This window comes from Winogradskyella litorisediminis (assembly GCF_042675765.1).
Lineage (GTDB): Bacteria > Bacteroidota > Bacteroidia > Flavobacteriales > Flavobacteriaceae > Winogradskyella > Winogradskyella litorisediminis.
Window position 1 is genome coordinate 1,082,292 of sequence record NZ_JBHTJL010000009.1, and the last position, 23,134, is coordinate 1,105,425.

Annotated in this window: 21 protein-coding genes and 1 pseudogene; 14 read left to right on the top strand and 8 right to left on the bottom strand. The window is 32.9% G+C overall.

The window, feature by feature from the left end; all coding sequences use genetic code 11:
• Window positions 1-15 precede the first annotated feature (15 nt).
• Complete coding sequence (locus ACFQ1Q_RS07135) at window positions 16-861, bottom strand: hypothetical protein (protein ID WP_386129394.1); 846 nt, start codon at window positions 859-861, stop codon at window positions 16-18.
• A 37-nt stretch (window positions 862-898) separates the two neighbouring features.
• Between ACFQ1Q_RS07135 and ACFQ1Q_RS07140 the strand changes: the two genes are divergently transcribed.
• The 8 genes and pseudogenes from ACFQ1Q_RS07140 to ACFQ1Q_RS07175 all read left to right on the top strand — a co-directional run bounded on the left by ACFQ1Q_RS07140 (window position 899) and on the right by ACFQ1Q_RS07175 (window position 9,423).
• Window positions 899-2,125: a BaiN/RdsA family NAD(P)/FAD-dependent oxidoreductase gene (locus tag ACFQ1Q_RS07140; RefSeq protein WP_386129396.1), complete on the top strand. Its 1,227-nt coding sequence runs from the start codon at window positions 899-901 to the stop codon at window positions 2,123-2,125.
• A gap of 14 nt (window positions 2,126-2,139) precedes the next feature.
• Window positions 2,140-2,523, top strand: a pseudogene (locus ACFQ1Q_RS07145) (DUF4174 domain-containing protein).
• A 45-nt stretch (window positions 2,524-2,568) separates the two neighbouring features.
• Entirely contained in the window at window positions 2,569-3,663 is a 1,095-nt protein-coding gene (locus tag ACFQ1Q_RS07150) for a diphosphomevalonate/mevalonate 3,5-bisphosphate decarboxylase family protein (protein WP_386129398.1), read from the top strand.
• A gap of 21 nt (window positions 3,664-3,684) precedes the next feature.
• Complete coding sequence (locus ACFQ1Q_RS07155; RefSeq protein ID WP_386129400.1) at window positions 3,685-4,614, top strand: mevalonate kinase family protein; 930 nt, start codon at window positions 3,685-3,687, stop codon at window positions 4,612-4,614.
• A 49-nt stretch (window positions 4,615-4,663) separates the two neighbouring features.
• Window positions 4,664-5,566 (top strand): geranylgeranylglycerol-phosphate geranylgeranyltransferase, encoded by a 903-nt coding sequence (locus tag ACFQ1Q_RS07160; protein ID WP_386129402.1) that lies wholly within the window; start codon window positions 4,664-4,666, stop codon window positions 5,564-5,566.
• A 1-nt stretch (window position 5,567) separates the two neighbouring features.
• The gene (locus tag ACFQ1Q_RS07165; RefSeq protein WP_386129404.1) at window positions 5,568-6,515 is read left to right on the top strand and encodes a carbon-nitrogen hydrolase family protein; all 948 of its coding nucleotides are present in this window, start codon (window positions 5,568-5,570) and stop codon (window positions 6,513-6,515) included.
• Between the two features lie 41 nt (window positions 6,516-6,556).
• Window positions 6,557-7,399 carry a pseudouridine synthase gene (locus tag ACFQ1Q_RS07170; protein ID WP_386129406.1) on the top strand — a complete coding sequence of 281 codons (843 nt, stop codon included), beginning with the start codon at window positions 6,557-6,559 and terminating at the stop codon, window positions 7,397-7,399.
• 74 nt (window positions 7,400-7,473) lie between these two features.
• Complete coding sequence (locus ACFQ1Q_RS07175; RefSeq protein WP_386129408.1) at window positions 7,474-9,423, top strand: YgiQ family radical SAM protein; 1,950 nt, start codon at window positions 7,474-7,476, stop codon at window positions 9,421-9,423.
• Between the two features lie 67 nt (window positions 9,424-9,490).
• Here the strand turns inward: ACFQ1Q_RS07175 and ACFQ1Q_RS07180 are convergent, their stop codons facing one another.
• From ACFQ1Q_RS07180 to ACFQ1Q_RS07190, 3 genes are read right to left on the bottom strand one after another with little or no spacing between them, the layout of a single operon-like run.
• The gene (locus ACFQ1Q_RS07180; protein WP_386129410.1) at window positions 9,491-10,159 is read right to left on the bottom strand and encodes a DUF2490 domain-containing protein; all 669 of its coding nucleotides are present in this window, start codon (window positions 10,157-10,159) and stop codon (window positions 9,491-9,493) included.
• Window positions 10,160-10,216: 57 nt separating this feature from the next.
• On the bottom strand, window positions 10,217-12,109 hold the full coding sequence (locus ACFQ1Q_RS07185; protein WP_386129412.1) for an alkyl sulfatase dimerization domain-containing protein: 1,893 nt from the start codon (window positions 12,107-12,109) through the stop codon (window positions 10,217-10,219).
• A gap of 56 nt (window positions 12,110-12,165) precedes the next feature.
• Window positions 12,166-12,780, bottom strand: coding sequence for a GAP family protein (locus ACFQ1Q_RS07190; RefSeq protein WP_386129413.1), 615 nt, complete (start codon window positions 12,778-12,780; stop codon window positions 12,166-12,168).
• 272 nt (window positions 12,781-13,052) lie between these two features.
• Here ACFQ1Q_RS07190 and ACFQ1Q_RS07195 point away from each other — a divergent pair, with 272 nt between their 5' ends.
• The 3 genes from ACFQ1Q_RS07195 (at window position 13,053) to ACFQ1Q_RS07205 (ending at window position 17,155) form a co-directional block, all read left to right on the top strand.
• The gene (locus ACFQ1Q_RS07195; protein WP_386129415.1) at window positions 13,053-13,580 is read left to right on the top strand and encodes an inorganic diphosphatase; all 528 of its coding nucleotides are present in this window, start codon (window positions 13,053-13,055) and stop codon (window positions 13,578-13,580) included.
• Between the two features lie 118 nt (window positions 13,581-13,698).
• Entirely contained in the window at window positions 13,699-16,092 is a 2,394-nt protein-coding gene (locus ACFQ1Q_RS07200) for a sodium-translocating pyrophosphatase (protein WP_386129417.1), read from the top strand.
• Window positions 16,093-16,156: 64 nt separating this feature from the next.
• On the top strand, window positions 16,157-17,155 hold the full coding sequence (locus ACFQ1Q_RS07205; protein WP_386129419.1) for an App1 family protein: 999 nt from the start codon (window positions 16,157-16,159) through the stop codon (window positions 17,153-17,155).
• Between the two features lie 41 nt (window positions 17,156-17,196).
• Here the strand turns inward: ACFQ1Q_RS07205 and ACFQ1Q_RS07210 are convergent, their stop codons facing one another.
• The 4 genes from ACFQ1Q_RS07210 to ACFQ1Q_RS07225 all read right to left on the bottom strand — a co-directional run bounded on the left by ACFQ1Q_RS07210 (window position 17,197) and on the right by ACFQ1Q_RS07225 (window position 20,906).
• Entirely contained in the window at window positions 17,197-17,811 is a 615-nt protein-coding gene (locus tag ACFQ1Q_RS07210) for a deoxynucleoside kinase (RefSeq protein WP_386129421.1), read from the bottom strand.
• A 3-nt stretch (window positions 17,812-17,814) separates the two neighbouring features.
• Window positions 17,815-18,600: a hypothetical protein gene (locus ACFQ1Q_RS07215; RefSeq protein ID WP_386129423.1), complete on the bottom strand. Its 786-nt coding sequence runs from the start codon at window positions 18,598-18,600 to the stop codon at window positions 17,815-17,817.
• 91 nt (window positions 18,601-18,691) lie between these two features.
• Window positions 18,692-19,375, bottom strand: coding sequence for a response regulator transcription factor (locus ACFQ1Q_RS07220; RefSeq protein ID WP_386129425.1), 684 nt, complete (start codon window positions 19,373-19,375; stop codon window positions 18,692-18,694).
• Window positions 19,368-20,906 carry a sensor histidine kinase gene (locus tag ACFQ1Q_RS07225; RefSeq protein ID WP_386129427.1) on the bottom strand — a complete coding sequence of 513 codons (1,539 nt, stop codon included), beginning with the start codon at window positions 20,904-20,906 and terminating at the stop codon, window positions 19,368-19,370. The genes ACFQ1Q_RS07220 and ACFQ1Q_RS07225 overlap by 8 nt, the downstream gene beginning before the upstream one ends.
• A 124-nt stretch (window positions 20,907-21,030) precedes the next feature.
• Here ACFQ1Q_RS07225 and ACFQ1Q_RS07230 point away from each other — a divergent pair, with 124 nt between their 5' ends.
• The 3 genes from ACFQ1Q_RS07230 (at window position 21,031) to ACFQ1Q_RS07240 (ending at window position 23,076) form a co-directional block, all read left to right on the top strand.
• Window positions 21,031-21,402 (top strand): hypothetical protein, encoded by a 372-nt coding sequence (locus ACFQ1Q_RS07230; RefSeq protein ID WP_386129429.1) that lies wholly within the window; start codon window positions 21,031-21,033, stop codon window positions 21,400-21,402.
• A 198-nt stretch (window positions 21,403-21,600) separates the two neighbouring features.
• On the top strand, window positions 21,601-22,185 hold the full coding sequence (locus ACFQ1Q_RS07235) for a TlpA family protein disulfide reductase (protein ID WP_386129431.1): 585 nt from the start codon (window positions 21,601-21,603) through the stop codon (window positions 22,183-22,185).
• Between the two features lie 18 nt (window positions 22,186-22,203).
• Window positions 22,204-23,076, top strand: a complete 873-nt coding sequence (locus ACFQ1Q_RS07240; RefSeq protein WP_386129433.1) for a GLPGLI family protein — start codon at window positions 22,204-22,206, stop codon at window positions 23,074-23,076.
• Window positions 23,077-23,134 lie beyond the last annotated feature (58 nt).

Sequence of the window (23,134 nt, forward strand, 5' to 3'; positions counted from 1 at the left end):
TTTTGCTGACTTTTTTTATTCAATATTAAACTCATACAAATTACCACCATCAACACCGAGATATTCATCAGCTATGTAAAGCGTACTATCATTTTTAAAAGCAACACTTTCTTTTTGCGAATTGTAAGTGAATTTATAGTGTTTGTAAGGGGAATTAAAAAATGACTTTTTGTTCAATTTTTCAAAAACATAAACTGAATTTTCTGTTAAAAGAGCGAGTTTATTTCCATTTAAATTAATGTCGGCTGATGTTACCCAGCATTCTGATTTTTTACAAGTTTCAAAACTATCTAAACGATTTGCAGTGTAAGTTCCAGCTCTTGAAGGCAAGCTATAAAGATTAGAAATACCATGGTTTTTAGGGTTTCTGCTTTTGGTAAACAAATACAAACTGTCATTAAAAAAGAAAAATGCTTCACAATCAAAATGGCGGTCTTTTCGTTTTGGAGGAAACTTTTTTTGCTCAGGATATGTAAATGAGATAATTTCTGGTTTTACCAAAGTTTTTTCAGAAATCAAATCAGAAGCTGATATTTTATAAACAGAAAGTCCCTTGCTGTCGTTTTCATTATTTCCAAAATTTCCAATGTAAAGGTTGCCTTTATTGTCCATTGTTAAATCTTCCCAATCTCTATTTTTTGCTTCAACAGTAATCGACTTTTTAATATTACCTTTAAAGTCAAGACCGTAGAGTATTGGCGCATTTCCACTGTCGTTTACCATCCAAATAAAACCATTATTAGCGTCAGGTGCAATGCCAGAAACTTCATTTAGAGCTATGGGTAAATCGGCTATAACTTTGAGATTGCCAGTGTCACAACTAAAAAATGGAAGTATAAGGATGAAAAGTAATTTGCGCATCGATTGTTTTGGTATTTAGGCTTAAATTTACAGCGATTTGAAAAAAGAACAACATACTTACGATATTATTGTAGTTGGCGGTGGTGCAGCAGGTTTTTTTGCAGCTATAAACATCGCCGAGAAACACCCAGATAAATCCATTGCTATCCTCGAAAGAGGAAAAACAGGATTGCAAAAAGTGAAAATTTCTGGCGGTGGTCGTTGTAATGTCACGCATGCAGAGTTTATTCCTTCAGAACTCGTGTACAACTATCCAAGAGGCGAAAAAGAATTACTCGGACCTTTTCATACATTTATGACAGGAGATACCATTGCTTGGTTTGAAGAACGCGGAATAGAGTTAAAGATTGAAGAAGACGGTCGTATGTTTCCAGTTTCAAACTCATCTCAAACCATAATAGATTGTTTTTTGTATGAAGCAAAAAAACATGGCGTTGAGGTACTTTATAATTATTCTGTTAAATCAATTCGAACTAAAAATAATTTCGAATTAGAAACTAATCAGGGTAATTTAAGCTGTAAAAAACTAATTATTGCTACAGGAAGCAACCCGAAAATTTGGAATTTACTCTTAGATTTAGGGCATACAATTGTACCACCAGTACCATCGTTATTTACTTTTGATATCAAGGACGAGCGCATCAAAGATATTCCAGGAGTTGTTGCAAAAGATGTTAAGGTCAAAGTTATTGGTACTAATTTAGAATCTAACGGACCACTTCTAGTAACGCATGTTGGGATGAGTGCGCCAGCTATTTTAAAACTGTCTGCCTTTGGCGCAGTAGAATTGGCTAAACTGAATTATAATTTTAAAATCAGCATTAATTTTATTCAGCAAGAAACAGAAGATTGTGTAAATAGTTTAAAAGAACTAAAATTAGAGTTAGCAAAAAAGCTGATTTATAACTCGCCACAATATAGTTTACCAAAACGCCTTTGGAAGAAATTGGTTTTAGAAGCAGATATTAATGAAAATTCACGCTGGGCAGATTTAAATAAAATGCAATTAGAAGCTCTAGCTGAGCAGTTGACCAATGCTATTTTTCAAGTTACTGGTAAAAGTACATTTAAAGAAGAGTTTGTAACTGCTGGTGGCGTTGATTTAAAGGAAATTAATTTCAAAACCTTTGAGAGCAAACTAATTCCAAATTTATTTTTTGCAGGTGAAGTTATCAACGTAGATGCGGTAACTGGCGGATTTAATTTTCAGAATGCGTGGACGAGCGCTTTTATAGTTTCTCAATCTGTAAATTTAGAACTATGAAATATTTAGTTTTTATGTCCCTTTTTTCTAGTTGTCTTTTAGCACAAAACGTAAAATCTCATAAATGGGAAGAACGTGTCATTATCATATCTGGTAATGAGGCAACGAGAGATACTGTTGAAACTCAATTTCAATTCTTTGAAAAGGAGTCAAACAAAATGAAAGAGAGGAAATTAGTAATTTATAAATGTATTGAAAAAGCTTGCGTTTATTACGATTTTAAGACATAACCAAAAATGTTTAATCGTACAGAAACTTCAAACGAATTTACTATTAGATTATTTGGCTTAGATGGCGGAAATAAATTTTCTTCAACTAAAATTATTGATTCCAATGTGATTTTTAACCTCATCGATAGTATGCCAATGCGGAGACAAGAGCTCAGAAATAAGCAATAGAATATGCTCTAGAATTTACCTATTTTTGCATTAGAATTTAAACGAATGACAGAGCAAGATTTTATTCTTAAAGACTATAAAACTAACGTTGAAAGCGGAAAAGTAAAATGGGAATCGCCAAGTAATATTGCCTTAGTGAAATATTGGGGAAAGCGCGAAAATCAAATCCCAGAAAACCCTTCAATTAGCTTTACTTTAAGTAATTGCAAGACTATTACGACGTTGTCTTATCAAAAGAAAGAAAGTAAAGATTTTAGTTTTGATGTGATTTTTGAAGGTGAAAATAATGAAGCCTTCAAACCAAAAATTCAAACCTTTTTTGAGCGTATTGAGACTTATGTTCCGTTTTTGAGAGATTATCATTTTACGATAAGTACATCAAATACGTTTCCGCATAGTTCTGGAATTGCGTCTTCTGCTTCAGGAATGAGTGCTTTGGCTTTGTGTTTGATGAGTATAGAGCAAAATTTAAAAGAAAATATCACCTTAAGCGCAGTCGAAAGGTCTTCATATTTTAACCAAAAAGCATCATTTTTAGCGCGTTTGGGTTCTGGTAGTGCTTGTAGAAGCATTGAAGGCGAATTGGTGGTTTGGGGAAAAAATAAAGCAACAGAGAGTACAGATTTATTCGGTGTGCGATTTACGGAAGACATTCATCCCAATTTTCAAAATTATCAAGATGCAATTTTATTAGTAGATAAAGGTGAAAAACAAGTGAGTAGTACCGTTGGTCATAAATTGATGTTTGGTCATCCTTTTGCCGAAAAACGTTTTGAACAGGCTCATGAAAATCTTTCAGAATTAAAAGAAGTACTTATTTCAGGAAATTTAAAACGATTCATAGAAATCGTAGAAAGTGAAGCTTTGACGCTTCATGCTATGATGATGACAAGCATGCCGTATTTTATTTTAATGAAACCAAATACGCTTCAAATTATTAATAAAATATGGCAATTTAGAAACGAAACAGGTTCAAACATCTGCTTTACATTAGATGCAGGTGCTAACGTACATGTCTTGTTTCCAGAAGCTGAAACCGAAAAAGTTTACCATTTTATTAAGACCGAGTTGGTTGCGTATTGCCAAAATGGTCACTATATTTGTGATACGGTCGGAAAAGGCGCAAAACAGTTAGCGTAGGTTTTCGATAAGAAAAATACTATGAAAGGTCCCTTATTTTATTCAAAAATCTTACTCTTCGGAGAATACGGAATCATTAAAGATTCTAAAGGTTTATCAATCCCTTATAACTTTTATAACGGTGCTTTAAAAGTGGATGAAAATCCGTCTGAAGAAGCAAAAAAATCAAATGAAAGTTTAAAGAAATTCGCTATATATTTAAAGGAATTGGATGCTAATTTGGTGTCTTTTGACATCAAAGCACTACAAGAAGATGTAGATGCAGGAATGTATTTTGATTCATCAATACCACAAGGTTACGGCGTTGGAAGTAGTGGTGCATTAGTGGCAGCGATTTATGACAAATATGCTTCAGATAAAATTACAGTTCTTGAAAATTTAACAAGAGAAAAATTATTAAAACTGAAGTCTATTTTCTCTGCTATGGAATCGTTTTTCCATGGGAAATCTTCAGGTTTAGACCCTTTGAATAGTTATTTAAGCCTTCCAATTCTTATCAATTCAAAAGACAATATTGAAGCCACTGGCATTCCTTCTCAAAAAGCTGAAGGTAAAGGTGCGGTGTTTTTATTAGATAGTGGAATTGTAGGAGAAACAGCACCAATGGTCAGCATTTTTATGGAAAATATGAAAAATGAAGGTTTCCGAAGTATGCTAAAAGAACAATTTATAAAACATACAGATGCTTGTGTTGACGATTTTTTAAAGGGTGATATAAAATCGCTTTTTAAAAACACGAAGCAATTATCAAAAATTGTTTTAAATAATTTTAAGCCTATGATACCAAAACAGTTTCATGCTTTGTGGAAAAAAGGTATCGACACCAATGATTACTATTTAAAACTTTGTGGTTCTGGTGGCGGTGGTTATATTCTTGGATTTACCGAAAATATTGATAAGGCTAGAGAAGCACTTAAAGGTCAAAAACTAGAGGTTGTGTATAACTTCTAATTTCTTCGATATTACCCTGAGCGTAGTCACAGGGTCTTAATTTCAACCAATGCTATCGAGACAACAAAAACATATATTTTTAAAGGTTTTTAGTCTCTTCTCTGTGGTTCGTGGATACAATATTCTCATTGTAGTTATTGCTCAATATTTAGCTTCTATATACATTTTTGCACCAGATTTATCGGTAAAAGATGTCGTTTTTGATATTTACTTATTGATGTTGGTTTTAGCATCTTCGGCCGTGATTGCTTCAGGTTATATTATTAATAATTTTTACGACTCCGAGAAAGATTTAATTAACAGGCCAAATAAAACTATGCTAGATAAATTGGTTAGTCAAAACACCAAATTGTCTATATATTTCGTGCTTAATTTCTTGGCAATTATCTTTGCAAGTTATGTCTCTTTTAGAGCCGTAATCTTCTTTGCTCTATATATTTTTGCCATTTGGTTTTACTCCCATAAGCTTAAAAAAATGCCAATTATTGGTAATTTGGTGTCTTCAATTTTAGCCGTTACGCCATTTTTTGCCATATTTATTTACTATCAAAACTTTGAATTGGTGGTATTTGTACACGCTTTGTTTTTATTCTTATTGATCTCTATGCGCGAATTGACCAAAGATTTAGAAAACATTAAAGGTGATTTGGCTTTAAACTACAGAACAGTACCAGTAGTTTATGGTGAAAAAATTTCTAAATATTTACTGACTGGTGCTTTATTTATAACTTGTGCAACAGCACTTGTATTAGTATTTTATTTTGAAATAGGACTGATGTATTATTTCTTTTATGCAAGTGTAATTTTGTTGATTGTTTTTCTACTATTGTTGTGGAAATCTAATCAAAAAACACATTATTTATTGCTTCATAATATTTTGAAATTCATCATTGTAGCAGGTGTGTTTTCAATAGTTTTAATAAATATAAATTTAGTTTTAAACCGATTCTAAAATGAATACGACTTTAAAAATTGCTATGGCGCAAATCGCTCCAGTTTGGTTAAATAAATTGGCGACACTTCAAAAAATAGAAAAATTTATAAAAGATGCAGCGAAAGAAAATGCCGAACTTATTGTTTTTGGAGAAGCTTTATTACCAGGTTATCCTTTCTGGTTGGCATTAGCTGGTGGTGCCGAATGGAACACAAATCTTAATAAAAAATTACATGCACATTACGTCAATAATTCAATTTGTATAGAAAAAGGCGAATTAGATTCTGTTTGTAAATTAGCAAAAGAACATAACATTGCGATTTATTTAGGTATCATGGAACGTCCTGAAGACCGTGGCGGACATAGTATTTATGCATCATTGGTTTATATTAATCCAGAAGGTAGTATAGAATCGGTACACAGAAAATTACAACCAACATACGATGAGCGTCTAACTTGGGCGCCAGGCGATGGAAACGGTTTAAAGGTGCATCCATTAAAAGCATTTACAGTTGGTGGTCTCAATTGTTGGGAAAATTGGATGCCACTTCCAAGAACAGCATTGTATGGTCAAGGTGAAAATCTCCATATCGCCGTTTGGCCAGGAAGTGACCATAATACCAAAGATATTACACGTTTTATCGCTCGAGAATCACGCTCTTACGTGGTTTCGGTTTCGAGTTTAATGGCAAAATCAGACTTTCCTGAAAACACGCCATATTATGACGAGATTGTAAAAAACGCACCTGATACTTTAGCTAATGGCGGAAGCTGCATAGCTGGACCAGATGGTGAATGGATTGTGGAGCCAGTTATTTGCAAAGAGGGTTTAATATTTCAAAAAATAGATTTTAATCGCGTATTAGAGGAGCGTCAAAACTTTGATGTTGTTGGACATTATTCACGACCAGATGTCACAAAATTAACAGTGAATACTGAGCGTCAAACTACTGTGGAAATTAAGTAGTTAATGTTAACTATTGTATTACCTTTGCAAAAATTTTAAGCATGTCAAAACAGCAAGATAAAAAGGGTAAAGGCAAGAGAGACGGAAAGCAATATTCTGGTGAAGGAAAGAAACCATTTTCTAAGCAAAGATATGCGCCTAAAAAAAAGAAGGCTGCACCTAAAACAACGTCCAATTCAGACGAGATTCGTTTAAATAAATACATTGCCAACTCAGGCATGTGTTCACGTCGTGAAGCTGATGAGAATATTTCTATTGGTCTTGTAACGGTAAACGGTTCTGTAATTACAGAAATGGGTTACAAGGTAAAACCGACTGATGATGTACGCTTTGATGGTCGCCGAATTAATCCAGAACCAAAAACTTACGTATTACTTAATAAACCAAAAGGTTTTGCAACGACTACTGCAGAAGGTAAAGGGCGTACGGTTATGGATTTAGTGGCTAATGCAACCTCAGCTCGTATAAAACCTATTGGCCGTTTGGGAAGAAATTCGCTCGGTTTATTGTTGTTTACAAACGATGATGATGTGGTAAAAAAATTCACCAACTCTAAGAATGGTGTAGCGCGTTTGTTTCAAATTGAATTGGATAAAAATCTGAAATATGAAGATTTAAAGAAAATTCAAGATGGTTTTAAAGTCGAAGGAAAATTGATTACCGTTGAAGAAATTAGCTATATTGATGGTGAATCTAAAAACAAAATTGGCGTAAAAATCAAGAATACTGGTAACACAATTTTACGAACAATTTTTGATGAACTTAACTACGACTTGGTGAAAATTGATTGTGTGGCAATCGGTCATTTAACCAAAAAAGACATTCCACGTGGTCATTGGAAACATTTAACCATTCAAGAAATCAATACTTTAAAAATGCTTTAACCTTTCGGTTTTAGTCATAAGCAGTATTCTTATCTCATTCATTTTAAGCATAAATAGCGTATTTTTGTAAAGCTATGCAAGAGTTAAAACTTTCAGATTGGTTACCTACTACCAAAAAAGAGGTAAAAATTCGTGGTTGGGAAGAATTAGATGTAATTCTTTTTAGCGGTGATGCTTATGTAGATCATCCATCTTTTGGGCCTGCAGTTATAGGTCGAATTTTAGAAAGTTTAGGGTTAAAAGTGGCAATTGTTCCGCAACCAAGTGTCCACGACAATCTTCAGGATTTTACAAAACTTGGTGAGCCTAGATTGTTTTTTGGCGTCACAGGCGGATGTATGGATCCAATGGTGAGCAACTATACTGCGAGTAAAAAACGCCGTGATAAAGATGCGTACACACCAAATGGCGATATAGGTTTTAGACCCGATTATGCAACTACGGTATATTCAAATATCTTAAAAGAAAAATTTCCTGATACACCTATTTTAATTGGTGGTATCGAAGCTTCGCTGCGTCGTGTAACGCATTACGACTATTGGAGCGATAAACTTATGCCAACCATTTTAGAATCGTCTAAAGCAGATATGTTGGTATACGGCATGGGCGAACAGCCACTAAGAGAAGTAGTGCGTTTGTTGCAAAAAGGTGTTCCATTTTCAAGTTTAAAAACCATTGAACAAACTGCCGTTTTAATAGATGGAGGAGAATCTATTCCGAAAAATTCTAATTGGGAAGATGTTGAAATCGTTTCGCACGAAATTTGTTTAAAAGATAAAAAAAAGTTTGCTTCAAATTTTAAAATTATTGAGCAAGAGTCAAATAAACTCAAAGCTCGACGTATTTTTCAGAAAGTGGGAAATAAAACATTGATGATTAATCCGCCATATCCAACCATGACGGAAAAAGAAATTGATGCTTCTTTTGATTTACCATACACACGACTACCGCATCCTAAATACAATAAACGTGGACCAATTCCGGCGTTTGAAATGATTAAAACCTCCATCAATATTCACCGTGGTTGTTTTGGTGGTTGTAGTTTTTGTACCATATCGGCACATCAAGGTAAATTTATTGCCAGTAGAAGTAAAGAATCCATTCTTCGTGAAGTGGATAAAGTCGCCAATATGCCAGATTTTAAAGGTTATTTAAGCGACATTGGCGGACCTAGTGCCAATATGTACCAGATGAAAGGTAAGGTGCAATCTATCTGTGATAAATGCGTGGCGCCATCTTGTATTTCGCCAGTGATTTGTAGTAATCTCGATACGTCTCACAAACCCTTAACTGAACTATATCAAGCGGTTGACAAACATCCAAAAGTTAAAAAATCTTTTATAGGTAGTGGAATTAGACACGATATGTTGGTTCCAGAATTCAATAAAAATGCAGATGCCAAAGAGTTAGACGATTATACCGAAGAAGTAATGACAAAGCATGTGTCTGGCCGACTCAAAGTAGCGCCAGAACATACAAGTGACCCAGTGTTAAAGCTGATGCGTAAGCCATCATTCTCGTATTTTCATAAGTTTAAAGAGCGTTTTGATAAAATAAACATTAAGAAAGGTCTCAACCTTCAACTCATACCTTATTTTATTTCCAATCATCCAGCGTGCGAAGTAGAAGATATGGCAAATCTCGCTGCCGAAACTAAAGACATGGGCTTTCAGTTAGAGCAAGTACAAGGTTTTACGCCAACACCAATGACAGTTGCAACTGTGATTTATTATAGTGGTTATCATCCATATACTTTAAAGCCAACCAAAACGCCGAAAACAAAAAAGGAAAAAGACGAGCAGCACCGTTTTTTCTTTTGGTACAAAAAGGAAAACAAAGATTGGATACGAAAAACCTTAAATAAGTTAGACCGAAAAGATTTGTTAAATGTGCTTTTGCCAGTTGATGACAAATGGCGAAAAAACAAAAAAGCAAAACCAGCTAAGCATACTTTTGATGATGCGATTCCGTTTAATCAGCGAAAAAATAAAGCGAAATTTAAGCCAAAAAAGAAAAGGAGATAGAAAGGTTTTTTAAAGATTTTAAGATATTGATTAAAGTTGTTTTCCAATTTTAATTATGCTTTTCTAATCATAAAATCATGCGTAATGAAATAGTATTGCCTGTTAAACCGAAACTTTTACTATCCGAAAGAAATACTTCTCTTATATATCCAATCATAATTTGAAATTTTTCTAATTTTTTTAAAATAAAAAAAGAAAATTCTCTTGAGTTTGAATAGCGTTCTTGCGATAATGAATCCTTCAAAAAATACCATTCAAAAGAAGAAATTAAACCCCAGTATTTTTGGCTATTACTATTGTTTTTAAAATCATAATTTAATTCTATCTTATACCGTGACCTTAAATAATGATTATGATTGGCGAGAAAGAAATTTCTCCATTCTCCTAATAGTCTTTGTTTAAGAATTACATTTTCAAAAATTGAAATTTTATATTCAATGCCGATTTTTGGTCTTAATTCATAAAAATCACCCAACTCTCTATCAAACCGATAATTATTAGCGAATCCGCCAGAAATCGTCCAATTTGAATTTAGCTTTTTATCAAAGTCAAAATCTAATCCAAACCTCCGCCATTTACTATTTTGATAAGCATGTTTGTAATTGCTAATTAGATTAAATTTCCAAGTTTTTTTAGAAATTATAGTGTTTTTTAAAATAGCCTCACTAAAAAATTCTTGTTGACTAAATCCTTGTAAGCACAAACAAAAAAGAACTAAATATAACGGTATTTTCAAATCTTACTTTTTTACATTTTACGCAAATTGATATTAATGAGATAACAAAAACTACTATTATCTAGAAGAAAGATTGATGTTTGGCTTACTAAAATCAAAGTAATTCATAAATGTTTCTAATTGACTCAAATCACCTTCTGCTCTACCTTTACCTGAGTTTATAACATCAATTACTCGACCTTTACCTAATACAAAGTCATAAACCACAGTGCTTGGTATACTTATTACCAAATTAGAATTATCTGGAACGTAGTTGTAAAATGCTGAAATTCCGTTTCGTACATGAAATCCATATTGTTCATTTCGGTCTGTAATTTTAAAACCTATTTTAAAATCGGCATTTATAGCTTTAGAGGCGTCAATTTTCACTCTCAAGTTTTCTAATATTGTTCCTATTCCGAATTGCTCAATTATCACAGGATTTGCAAAATCAAATGCACCAGATTTATCTAAGGTGCCATCAAGTTCTTTAGCTCCAGATAATGCGAAATTTCTATAATAAATATTGGCTTGGTCATAGCCCCAAGCTTGCATTGCTTTTCCTTTTAAATCTCTTGCTTCCTGATCTTCTGGATTTGAGCGTACAAGATGTGTGGTTATTTCCATTGCCCAACCATAATCTTTAGCTTCAATTGCTTCATTAGCTATTTTTAAAACGTTATCTCTTCCGCCCATAGCAGAAATATAAAGCTCGGCTTTTCTTTTAAAAGATGGAGCTGCTAACTCGGTTGCATCACCAGAATACCAACCCAAATAACCATTGTAGACGTTTCTTACAACATGCTCTACACTCCCGTAAAATTCTTGTAGCCAAGGGTCTTTTTTTAGGTTTTCTGGAAGCGAGACTAAATTTACTAGTTCTTCTCTTGTAGCTCCTTGGTTCATATGAAAAATGGATTGGTCGTGGGTAAATTGAATAGCATCTCTGTAATTCTGGATTCGTTCTACAATAAAATCATTTCCAACCCAAGAGCGCATGTGCGAATGGCTGTAGCTGTCGCTCTGCTTGGCATAATCTAATAAATTGTCTACGCCTTTATACCACTTTACCAAATCACGATATTTAGTTCCTCTTAATGTGTAGAGATTTGGAAATGATTCTCCTTGAATTGTCTCAGAACCATGGACATGTTTTAAATCCGGAAAAAAAACATCTATTTCATCTTCGGCATCACCGTAAGCTTCAAATAAAACCATCTTTACTCCAGCTACTTCAGTTTGTAATTTGTCTTTTACAATATTGGTAGGACGATAAAAAGAAATTTTTCCACCAGCAAAAGTTGGACCTAAACCAGCATGAACAAGGCCCTTTTCATTTTGCCCTAAATAGGAAGCTCCTCCATAAGCTGTTCGCTCCGTTAAAATTGATCCAACAACACTTGCATCATTAGCCAAATAGTCCATAAACTGATGATGAGCAAATATTTTTACATCTCCATTATCCACTTGTTCTTGAGTAACTCCCATTCCTGCAGAACCGAATGAGTGATCAGGATGTCTATGAGTATATACTACAGCCTTTACAGGAAATTGAATATTGGTTTCTTTTCTAAAATCGTTTAATATCCTTTCGGAAGCTTCATCACTTTCTCCAGGATCTACAACTATAAGTCCATTGTCTCCAACAACAATTAGAGTTGAAGTCAGTTGCCAACCAGACATTAAAAAGGCTTTATCTTTTACAGGTTCGTAAATCGTCTTTGGCATCTGCTTTCCAAAAGAAGTCATTCTGTTGTTAATAAATTCACTTTCTTTAGTAATTGCATAATTATCGAACCTTGCTCTTATAGGTGCTAAATTTTTTAATATTTCTTGGTCAGCATATGGCTCTGTTTTATTAGGTACATTGTGGTCAATAACTTCTGGATTAAGAAGATTTGTATCAAATGTTTGATTTTCTTTGCATCCTAGAATTACTAATACAAGAATTAAGATATTGAGTTTTTTCATGTTGGTAATTTTTTGTTTTGTTGGTAGAGTATGTTCTTTTTAAAATACATTTTTATTTATAATAATAAAAATATAAAAAAAGAGAGCACTATTATGTTTATGATATAGCCATGCGTATTTAACCAATCGTTGACATTCTCTAGATATTTATGACCTTTTGCACCTATTAAAAAATAGATTAATAAAGGTATAAATGATATAAAAACTACTGCTGTAAAAAATGGCAACGCTTCAAAAAAATGAGTTGAGTTTTTATTCAAATAATTTCCTACAGTAAAAGCTATTGCAATGTCTGTTGGCATAAAAGCAATAAGACCTAAGCCAATTAAAAAAATTTTTCCTAAGGATGCCGTTGTAATTCCTTGCATCCATTTAGGAGGCTCGGTAATTTGTTTTCGATTTACTATCGAACGAACAATAAGAAATATAAGTAAAGCAATCAATAAATATTTTATTACAGGTCTATTACTTATTGTAATCTTATGAAAATCTGTTACAGAAGCGAGCCAATAGAAAGTATAAGTGGTAAAAATTAAAGTAGATATTAATGACGCAATGTAAGTCAATGAGCTTTTAATAGGGTCTTTTCTAGTAATAAGTAACATGCCTACTAATATTTGAGGTCCAAGCATAACAGTCAATGCTAAAGGTAAAATTGTAATATCTGCCATTTTAAATATTGAGAATGTTTGCAAACCTATTTCAAATAAGGTTTTATAAAATGAAAAAAATTGAAATCAGTTTATTTTCCCTACCGTGTCGCACTGTAAATATAATTTATTTTGCAACTCAACTACAAACAGCTAATTTTCAATTAATCAATTTTTTAATAAAATAAAAAGAGTGTTTTTTATCACTCAAATTATATACGGATAAATCAAAATCAACTCTTGCAATACTCAAACAATAGCTTATCTTTGCAGCCCTTTTAAAAGAGATGATTATGACAAAGACAGGAAAGTTAACCTTTGATGTATTAATAGAAATACCTAAAGGAAGTCGAAACAAATACGAATATGATTTTGAGTTAAACAAGATACGTTTCGATCGAATGTTGTTTTCCTCAATGATGTATCCTGGAGATTATGGATTTATCCCGGAAACATTAGCCTTAGATGGTGACCCATTGGATGTTTTGGTCATGGGAACAGAACCAACGTTTCCTATGTGTGTGGTTGAAGTAAAACCTATTGGTGTTTTTCATATGGCAGACGAAAAAGGGCCAGATGAAAAATTAATTTGCGTACCTGTTACCGATCCAATTTGGAATTCTTATACAGATATCATGGATTTAAATCCACACCGAATTAAAGAGATTACGCATTTCTTTCAAGTTTATAAAGATTTAGAAAAGAAAAAAGTAGATGTTGGCGGTTGGGGCGATGCAAAAGAAGCCTACGATATTTTAAATAAATGTATAGACCGTTACGAAAATAGCGAGCATAAAGTTAATGGCGATTTTACAATATAAATCAACAATACATTAAGACTCAAAAACCCTTTTATAATCAAAATAAAAGGGTTTTTCTATTCTATATCATTTTATTACTTTAGCACGACTAAATTTCTAACTAATTTAATTTTAAAATATGGAATCATACATGATTTATATGCCAATCGTTTTGGCGGTATTGGGTTTAATTTATATGGCTGTAAAGCGCTCTTGGGTGATGAAGCAAGATGCTGGCGATGGAAAAATGAAGGAGATTTCAGACCATATATATGTAGGTGCTTTGGCATTTTTAAAAGCTGAATATAAATTACTTGCATTTTTTGTAATCGGTGCGAGTATCGCTTTAGCTGGTGTTGCAGCGGTTGTTGAATCTACGAGTTATTTAATAATCGTAGCGTTTATTATCGGTGCTGTTTTTTCTGCTGTTGCAGGAAATATTGGTATGCGTATAGCCACTAAAACTAACGTTCGTACAACACAAGCTGCAAAAACAAGCTTGCCAAAAGCTTTAAATATTTCTTTTGGTGGTGGTACTGTAATGGGGCTTGGTGTTGCTGGCTTAGCTGTTTTGGGATTAACTGCGTTTTTCATCATTTTCTACCAATTGTTTATGGGTGGTCAGTGGACAAATACCACTGATATGACTTTAGTATTAGAAACACTTGCAGGTTTCTCTCTTGGTGCCGAGTCTATTGCTTTATTTGCTCGTGTTGGTGGTGGTATTTATACCAAAGCTGCCGATGTTGGTGCAGATTTAGTAGGTAAAGTTGAAGCTGGAATACCTGAGGATGACCCGCGTAATCCTGCAACTATTGCAGATAACGTTGGTGATAATGTAGGTGATGTTGCTGGTATGGGAGCAGATTTATTTGGGTCTTACGTAGCAACGGTTTTAGCAGCTATGGTTTTAGGAAATTATATCATTAAAGATATGGGTGGTGCTATCGAAGATGCTTTTGGTGGAATAGGAACCATTTTATTACCAATGGCAATTGCAGGTGCAGGAATCATTATTTCAATTATCGGAACATTCTTAGTAAAAATTTCATCTAATGATGCAAAAGAAGCACAAGTACAAAAAGCTTTAAACATAGGTAACTGGACGTCTATTGCTTTAGTAGCATTAGCATGTTTTGGTTTGGTAACTTGGATGTTGCCAGAAACAATGAAAATGGAATTCTTTGGCGAAGGCTTAAAAGAAATTTCTTCAATGCGCGTATTTTACGCAACCTTAGTTGGTTTAGTTGTAGGTGCAGCGATTTCTTCATTTACTGAATATTATACTGGTTTAGGTAAAAAGCCAATTTTAAATATTGTACAGCAGTCAAGCACTGGAGCAGCAACAAATATCATTGCAGGTTTAGCAACAGGTATGATTTCTACTTTTAGTTCTGTGCTTTTATTTGCAGCAGCTATTTGGGCATCTTATGCTTTTGCAGGTTTCTATGGTGTAGCAATGGCAGCGTCGGCTATGATGGCAACAACCGCGATGCAGTTGGCTATTGATGCGTTTGGACCAATCGCAGATAACGCTGGTGGTATCGCAGAAATGAGTGAGCAAGAGCCAATCGTTCGTGAGCGTACAGATATTTTAGACTCTGTAGGTAACACAACAGCAGCAACTGGTAAAGGATTTGCAATTGCTTCAGCAGCTTTAACAGCTTTGGCTTTGTTTGCAGCGTATGTAACATTTACAGATATTGACGGAATTAATATTTTTAAAGCACCAGTATTATCAATGCTTTTTGTTGGTGGTATGGTGCCAGTGGTTTTTTCTGCATTGGCAATGAGTTCTGTAGGAAAAGCAGCTATGGAAATGGTTGAAGAAGTACGTCGTCAGTTTAGAGAAATTCCTGGAATTATGGAAGGTACAGGAAAACCAGAGTACGATAAGTGCGTTGATATTTCTACAAAAGCATCTTTAAAACAAATGTTGCTACCAGGAATTTTAACTATCGGTTTTCCAATAGTAATTGTTTTAATAGGAATTTTAATTTACCCTGAAAATTACAAGCTTGTAGCAGAAATGCTTGGTGGTTACATGGCTGGTGTATCTGTTTCTGGTGTTCTTTGGGCAATCTTTCAAAACAATGCTGGTGGAGCTTGGGATAATGCTAAAAAATCATTTGAAGCTGGTGTAGAAATTAACGGTGTAATGACTTTTAAAGGTTCTGATGCACATAAAGCTGCGGTAACTGGTGATACAGTTGGTGACCCTTTTAAAGATACGTCTGGTCCTTCAATGAATATTTTAATTAAGTTAACATGCTTAATCGGATTGGTAATTGCACCTATTTTAGGTAACCATTCCGAAGAAGGTTTAGCACTGAATAATAATATTGAAGTAATTAAAGAAATCTCTGTCGAAACTCGAGGTGATAGAACTTTAGACGAAACTGCTACTGCAAAAGTAACTACTAGAACAACTATTGGTGATGGCGAAACTATTGTTAAAGAGAAAACATTTAAAGGAAATTTAGATGAGGTAACAAAACAAGCAGAAGCATACGCAAAAACTCAAAAAAACTAATATATATTTTATATTTTGAATAAATAGAAACCACGCTTTGTCGTGGTTTCTTTATTTTTACAGTATGCTGAGAAAAGACCCACTTCAAATAATTGTTTTTCAATCTTACGGCACAAAAAACCATTTGTACATTCGAGGTCGTGCTTTAGAAGACGAATCGATTAATCTTGAAGAAAAAAGCCTTTGGAAGCTTATTTTAAACACATGGAAACGTTTTGAAACTGATGAAATTAAAAACGTTGATATCAATGTAAAGCTACCAAACGGAACTATTTTTAAGTCAAAAACTGATAATCACGGTTATTTTAAAGTTGATGAAACTATTGAAGGACTTGGCGAATTGGCAAATGAAGAAGGTTGGGTAAATTTTGAAGTTTCATACGCCGATCTAAATAAAAAGCGTACAATAAAAAATCAGAATCGATTTCCAGGCGAATTACTTATCTCTTCACCAGAAGCAGAATATGGCGTTGCAAGCGATATTGATGACACTATTTTGCATACAGGCGTTACGTCGTATTTAAAATGGCGCGTAATTATAAATACCGTTTTTAGACATGCTGTTAACCGAATTCCACTAAAAGGTGCGGCCGAATTTTACCATCAGCTACATCGAGGTTCAACTGGCAAAAAAGCAAATCCTATTTTTTATGTGAGTCACAGTCCTTGGAACTTGTATCGTTATTTAGAATTATTTTTGAGACAGAATAACTTTCCAAAAGGACCTATTCTATTGAGGAGTTTTAAAGACATATTAAAGAAAAAAGCAAAAGGCGAAAAACCTCAAAAACAAAAGGAGATTATTAATCTTCTAAAAACATACCCAGATTTACCATTTATTCTTATAGGCGATAGTGGTGAGCATGACCCAGATATTTATATAGAAATTGCAGAAACTTTTCCAAACAGAATAATAGCAATTTACCTTCGAAGCGTTAGACATAAAAAGAAAATAATCCGAGTTCAAAGTTTGCTTCAAGATTATAAATCTACACCTGCATTATTAGTAGAAAGTAGTGAACAAGCTATTGAGCATGCAAAACAATATGGGTTTATAAAATAATATTTCACTAGCAATTTTTTGGTAGCTGAGCGGAGTCCAAGCTAAAACAATCCATTAATCTCAGCGTCAATTTTATTGATAATGCCGCCCAAATCTTCAGGATTTGCCACAAAATCCAAATCATCCACATCGATAATTAATAAGTTGCCTTTGGTGTATTTTGTTATCCAAGCTTCGTAGCGTTCGTTTAATCGGCTTAAATAATCAATGCTTATAGAGTTTTCATAATCGCGCCCACGTTTATGAATTTGCGCTACTAAATTTGGGATACTGCTGCGTAAATAAATCAATAAATCTGGACCTTTCACAAAGGATTCCATCAATTCAAAAAGAGATGAATAATTTTCAAAATCGCGATTGGTCATCAAGCCCATGGCGTGCAAGTTAGGTGCAAAAATAAAAGCATCTTCATAGATAGTTCTATCTTGAATAATATCTTTTCCACCTTGCTGTATTTGGTTAACTTGACGAAAACGGCTATTTAAAAAATACACTTGAAGATTAAAACTCCAACGTTCCATTTGATTGTAAAAATCATCTAAATACGGATTATCCACAACGTCTTCGAGCTGTGCTTCCCATTTGTAATGTTTAGCTAATAATTTTGTGAGCGTAGTTTTCCCTGCGCCTATGTTTCCCGCAATAGCAACATGCATAATTTAGTCTGATTTTAGTTGGTAGCGACGTAGTTTTTCGTCGTTGTAAATATACAAGGTTTCATTGGTTACCAAAAACTGATTTATTAACAAATCTTCTGTTTGTATGCGCGACAGTTCTTTAGAGTTTTTGGGGAGTAAAAAAAGCGCATTCTCTTTTTTTAGCACTAAGTTTCCTTTACTAAATGCCATTTCTGTAAAACCCGTATTTTCAATTTTATGAATAAGGCTTCCAAAGTAACTGTAAACGTAAAGATATTTTTCGGTCAATAGATAACAATAATTGTAATCGCTCTTTAAATCTAAAGCTTGAGATTCCACAGGAACTGTTTTTATTCGGGTTTTTGATGTTAAAAAATCAAATAATTCTAAAAGCTGTTCATCTTGATTATATAGCCAAACAAAATTGTCATAACCTGTAGAAACTAGTGTAACATACTTATAATTAGGTAACGTATTAAAATCGATTTTTTTTATTTCTGCTAATCGGTTGTCTAAAATCACTAGCGTATTAAAGTCTTTATAAAAAAGATTAATTTTTAATGGATTAAAGGCGTTTGCCGATGAGATTTTTCCTAATTGAAAATTAGCATAGCTAATTGTGGTATCAGCAGATTTTTTATAAAAACTTCCAATCTCATCAGAAAAATATAGGGTTTCAAAAGTATCAACACCATAAACTTTATCTGCTTCAATTACAGTTTCACTTTGAAATTTGAGTGAGACTTTATTTTGCGATAATGCAAAAGAAAAAACAAGACTTAAAATTGAAAAAATTAGTTGTTTCATACCAATCGGAAAAGTACGAAAATTGTGCCATTATTTTCATTCATTGTCATGCTGAACTTGTTTCAGTATCTCACAATAAAAGAAAGACTTACTAATCCGTCAGCTTATATCCAAAACCACGAACATTTAAAATTTGTAGAGACTCGTCATACTTCAATTTTTTTCGAAGTTTAGAAATAAACACATCCATACTTCTGGCAGAGAAAAAATCATCGGTTCCCCAAAGTTTATTTAATATTAAAGAACGGTCTAAAACTGCATTTTTATTTTTTATAAGATGGAAAAGCAAATGTGCCTCGCGATGCGTTAGTTGAATGGCTTCTTCTGATTTGTATGCCAATAACTGTTTTGGAAAATCAAAGGTGTAATCGCCAATAGAGATAATTTCAGCGGTTTTTTGAAGCTTTTTTCTGCCAATTAAATTATTAATTCGCACAATTAGTTCTTCCATGCTAAATGGCTTCTTCAAATAATCATTTCCGCCAATAGTAAACCCTTCAACCACATCTTGGGTTTGGGATTTGGCAGTTAAAAAAATAATAGGAATAGTGTCGTCAATTTTTCGAATTTCTTTTGCCAATGTGAAGCCATCTTTTTTTGGCATCATAACATCTAAAACTAAAACTTCAGGTGACTCGGCTTGATAAACTTCATATGCTTTTTGTCCATCTTCACACAGCAAAACGTCAAAGTTTCGAGTTTCTAAACTTTCTTTTATAATTTGTCCTAAAGCAGCTTCATCTTCTGCCAATAATATTTTTGTTTTTTCAGCCATTAGGTAATTTAATTTTAAAAGTAGTCTGCTTATTTTTTAAATCTAAATCAATTGTTCCATCGTGTTTTTCAATAATGCTTTTGGTATAGAAAAGTCCAATACCAAAACCTTTGACGTCGTGTTGATTACCTTTTGGAACACGATAAAATTTTTCGAAAATACGTTCCTTATTTGCTTTGTTTAAACTAGTACCATTATCTGAGATGTTGATGTTAAAGCTGTTTCTATTTTTAATCACTTCAACTGAAATGTTAGTTCCGCCATACTTTAATGCATTGTCTAAAATGTTGTTTAATGCATTTTCAAAATGAAAAGTATCTACGTTCGCAATAAGATTTTTAACTCTAAAATTTGTACTTATTGTCTTTTTTGAAGTCTGACTTTGGTAACGTGTGACGAGTAAATCTACCAAGGCAATAACATCGATTTCTTCTTTATTTAAATTTAAACTCTCGCTGTCTAATGTTGCGGTTTCTAATAGTTTTTCGACCATCAAATTCAACTTTGATAATTGCCCTGAAGACATATCAATATATTTTTTGGTTTTGTCTTTGTCGTCAATAATATTAAAGCTATTTATGCCTTCTAAAGCAGCGCTAATAGTGGCTATTGGTGTTTTAAACTCGTGAGTTATGTTACTGATAAGGTCATTTTTAACTTCTGCCAATTGTTTTTGTTGATTGATAATTTTTAGTAAATAAAATAAACAGGCAATGACACTTAATACCAATAGGGAAGAAATACCTATTCCGCCAAGCATACGACTTAAAATCACTTTGGTTTCGTTTGTAAAATTTACTTTTAGATTACTTTCTTTTGGTAAAAAAGTAGATTCTGAGCACACACTTAAAATATTTTTAGACTTTAGATTTGTAGTATCGGCTTCAACAATAATTACTTTATCAGCTTTGGCGTTATAGTCTTTTGGAATTTGATACTCCAAATTATAATTCATGTCTATTTTTTTGCGCTGAAGTTCTTTCTTTAGTAATGTGTCAATGACTTTAAGATTAAGCGTATCATTAGTAATTGATATTAAAATTTGACTGGTTAACATCTCAATGTTTCCCATCTTTACATTAGCATCAGACTGTTTTAGTTCTTTTACTTTTAATTTAAATGAATCCAAGTCGAGTGGTTTGTTTTTTTTGCGTCTTTCGGCCATCATCGAATCAGCTTTAAAACCTCTTAACACAGAAAACCCTTTAATTTTTTTAGTCTTGCTAGTGTCAATCTCATCAATCTTACCATCCTTAAATTCTATACTTTCAAAGATGTCGGTAAAAGAACCTTCTTCGTCAAAAAACTTAGACGTAGGAGTTTTGTCAAACGTCATTGCCATAGTGGTTTCTTCGGCAATAGTAGCATAGTAATCATCAACAGCTTTGTCTAAGCTTACTTGTACATCGTTAATAAACTGCTGTTTGTTTATTAAGTAATTTTTGTAGTTCCAATAGCATTGTATGCCTATAGTAACTACTATTACAGTTGTAATAGCATATAATATATACCTATATCTTTTATCATTCATACCTCAAAAATATAGCATATTGTTTAGCTAAGCTAATCGGTTAACACACGTTAACGTTGGTTAACTATAATTACTTCAAAGAGTTATCATCTTTGTAGTGTATTAATCATAAAAAACCAATATCATGAAAAATTTAGTAGTCGCATTAGCATTAACTTTAGGAACAGTAATTAGTGTAAATGCACAAAAACTTAAAGGAAATGTAAATTACAATGATGTAAAAGTTGAAAGCCTAAGCATTAGTGTAGAAGTGGATTCTGCAGAGGAAATTGAATCTACATTTAGTATTGAAGACTTTGAAGAAATTCTAAACGAAACAGAAGCCAAGGATGAGTTAAGTTTTAAAATAAAATGCAATGGTAAAAAAATGAGTAATGGAAAAAGCTCTAGCGTGAGTTATACTGTTAAAGGTAACATCAACGAAAAGCAAAAGTTTTTAGAAAGTATTGCGAAGGTTAGAGCTTCGGCAATAAAGTATTATAATTCTAAGAAGTAAACTTTAATGTTTTTTGTAAAACTTTTAAATTCATTATAGCTTATAAAGATGATAAAAAACCATATCACTAGACTAATTCTTGTTTTTGTCTTGGTCTCGAGTTGCAATAAAAAAAGAGCAATTTTTTTTCAAAACAATGATGGAAAGTTAGCAACTCAACAAGAAACCGATTCTGTTATACAGTTAAGGAATCAAAAAATGCAGGATAAAAATATTGATATGGTTTTTAGAAAGGAAATTACAGACACCATCTACGATAATAACAAAATTATATATAGATATATTCTAAAAGGTGAAAGCAAAGCAGTTACAAAAAACACCAATCAATATGAAATAATGATTGGTACAAAATTACCTAGCTTTTCTCTAAAGAGTATTGATGGCAATGTAGTTACATCTGATGAGTTGTTAGGCAAACCTTTAGTAATAAACATGTGGTTTACAACTTGTGCGCCTTGTATTGCAGAAATGCCAGAATTAAATAAAATAAAGGCAGATGCGTTAAATAAAGAGGTTCAGTTTTTTGCAGTAACTTATGAGAATAATGAAAAAGTTACTCAGTTTTTGGAAAAGAAAACCTTTGATTTTACGCATTTAGTTGATGCTAAAGATTATTGTGAAACATTTACAAATCAATTTCCCATAAATATTTTTGTAAACAGAAACGGAATTATAACAGATATTAAAGGGGGAATGCCATTAATTTATGATTCGAAACTAAAAAAGATTACAGATAAAGTCAATCCTAAAAATTTTATAAAAGCTTTAGAAGAAATAAAATAAACCATAAAAAATAAAAAAATGAAAACAATTATTAGAATTATGTTTTTGGTTTTGGTATTAGTATTAAGTACTGCTAATGCTCAAGATTTTCATGGCGTTGCAACTTATAAAACACAGCGTTCTATTGATATTAAAATGGACAGTACAAATAATCCAGGTATGAGTTCAGATATGCAAAAACAGATGCAAGCCATGTTAAAAAAACAGTTTCAAAAAACATTTGATTTGTCTTTTAATAAAGAAGCCTCAATATATAGAGAAGAAGAATCTTTGGCGCCACCACAAGTTGGCGGTGGTGATATGCAAATGGTTTTTGTAGGTGCTGGCGGAGGATCTGATGTTTTATATAAAAACACAAAAACAGGTAAATACATAGACCAGAAAGATACTATGGGAAAAGTGTTTTTGGTTAAAGATGACCTTAAAAAAATCGATTGGAAGTTAGAAAGTGAAACAAAATTTATTGGTCAGTATCAATGCTTTAAAGCAACATATATAAAAATGGTTCCTAAACCACGAGAGCTCTCAAGTTTTAGTGTTCATGAAGATGACAATAAAGATGGTAAAGAGGAAAAGCCAGAAATGATAGAACGTGTTGTTACTGCTTGGTATACGCTTCAAATTCCTGTAAATAATGGTCCAGCAATGTATCAAGGATTACCAGGATTAATATTAGAAGTCCATGACGGAAAACTCAATATTGTTTGCAGCAAAATTGTTATAAATCCTGAAGATAAAATAGAAATTACAGAACCCAAAAAAGGAAAGGAAGTCTCATTAGAAGAATACGAAAAAATCATGGAGAAAAAGCGAAAAGAAATGCTAGAACGTTATGCGCCAAAAAAGGGAAGACGTAGTGGCGAAACTTTTGAGATTAGAATTGGCGGCTAGTCACTAGTGTTAATATTTTGGTAAACGACAAACTTCTGTTTAATAATTGTTTAGATTT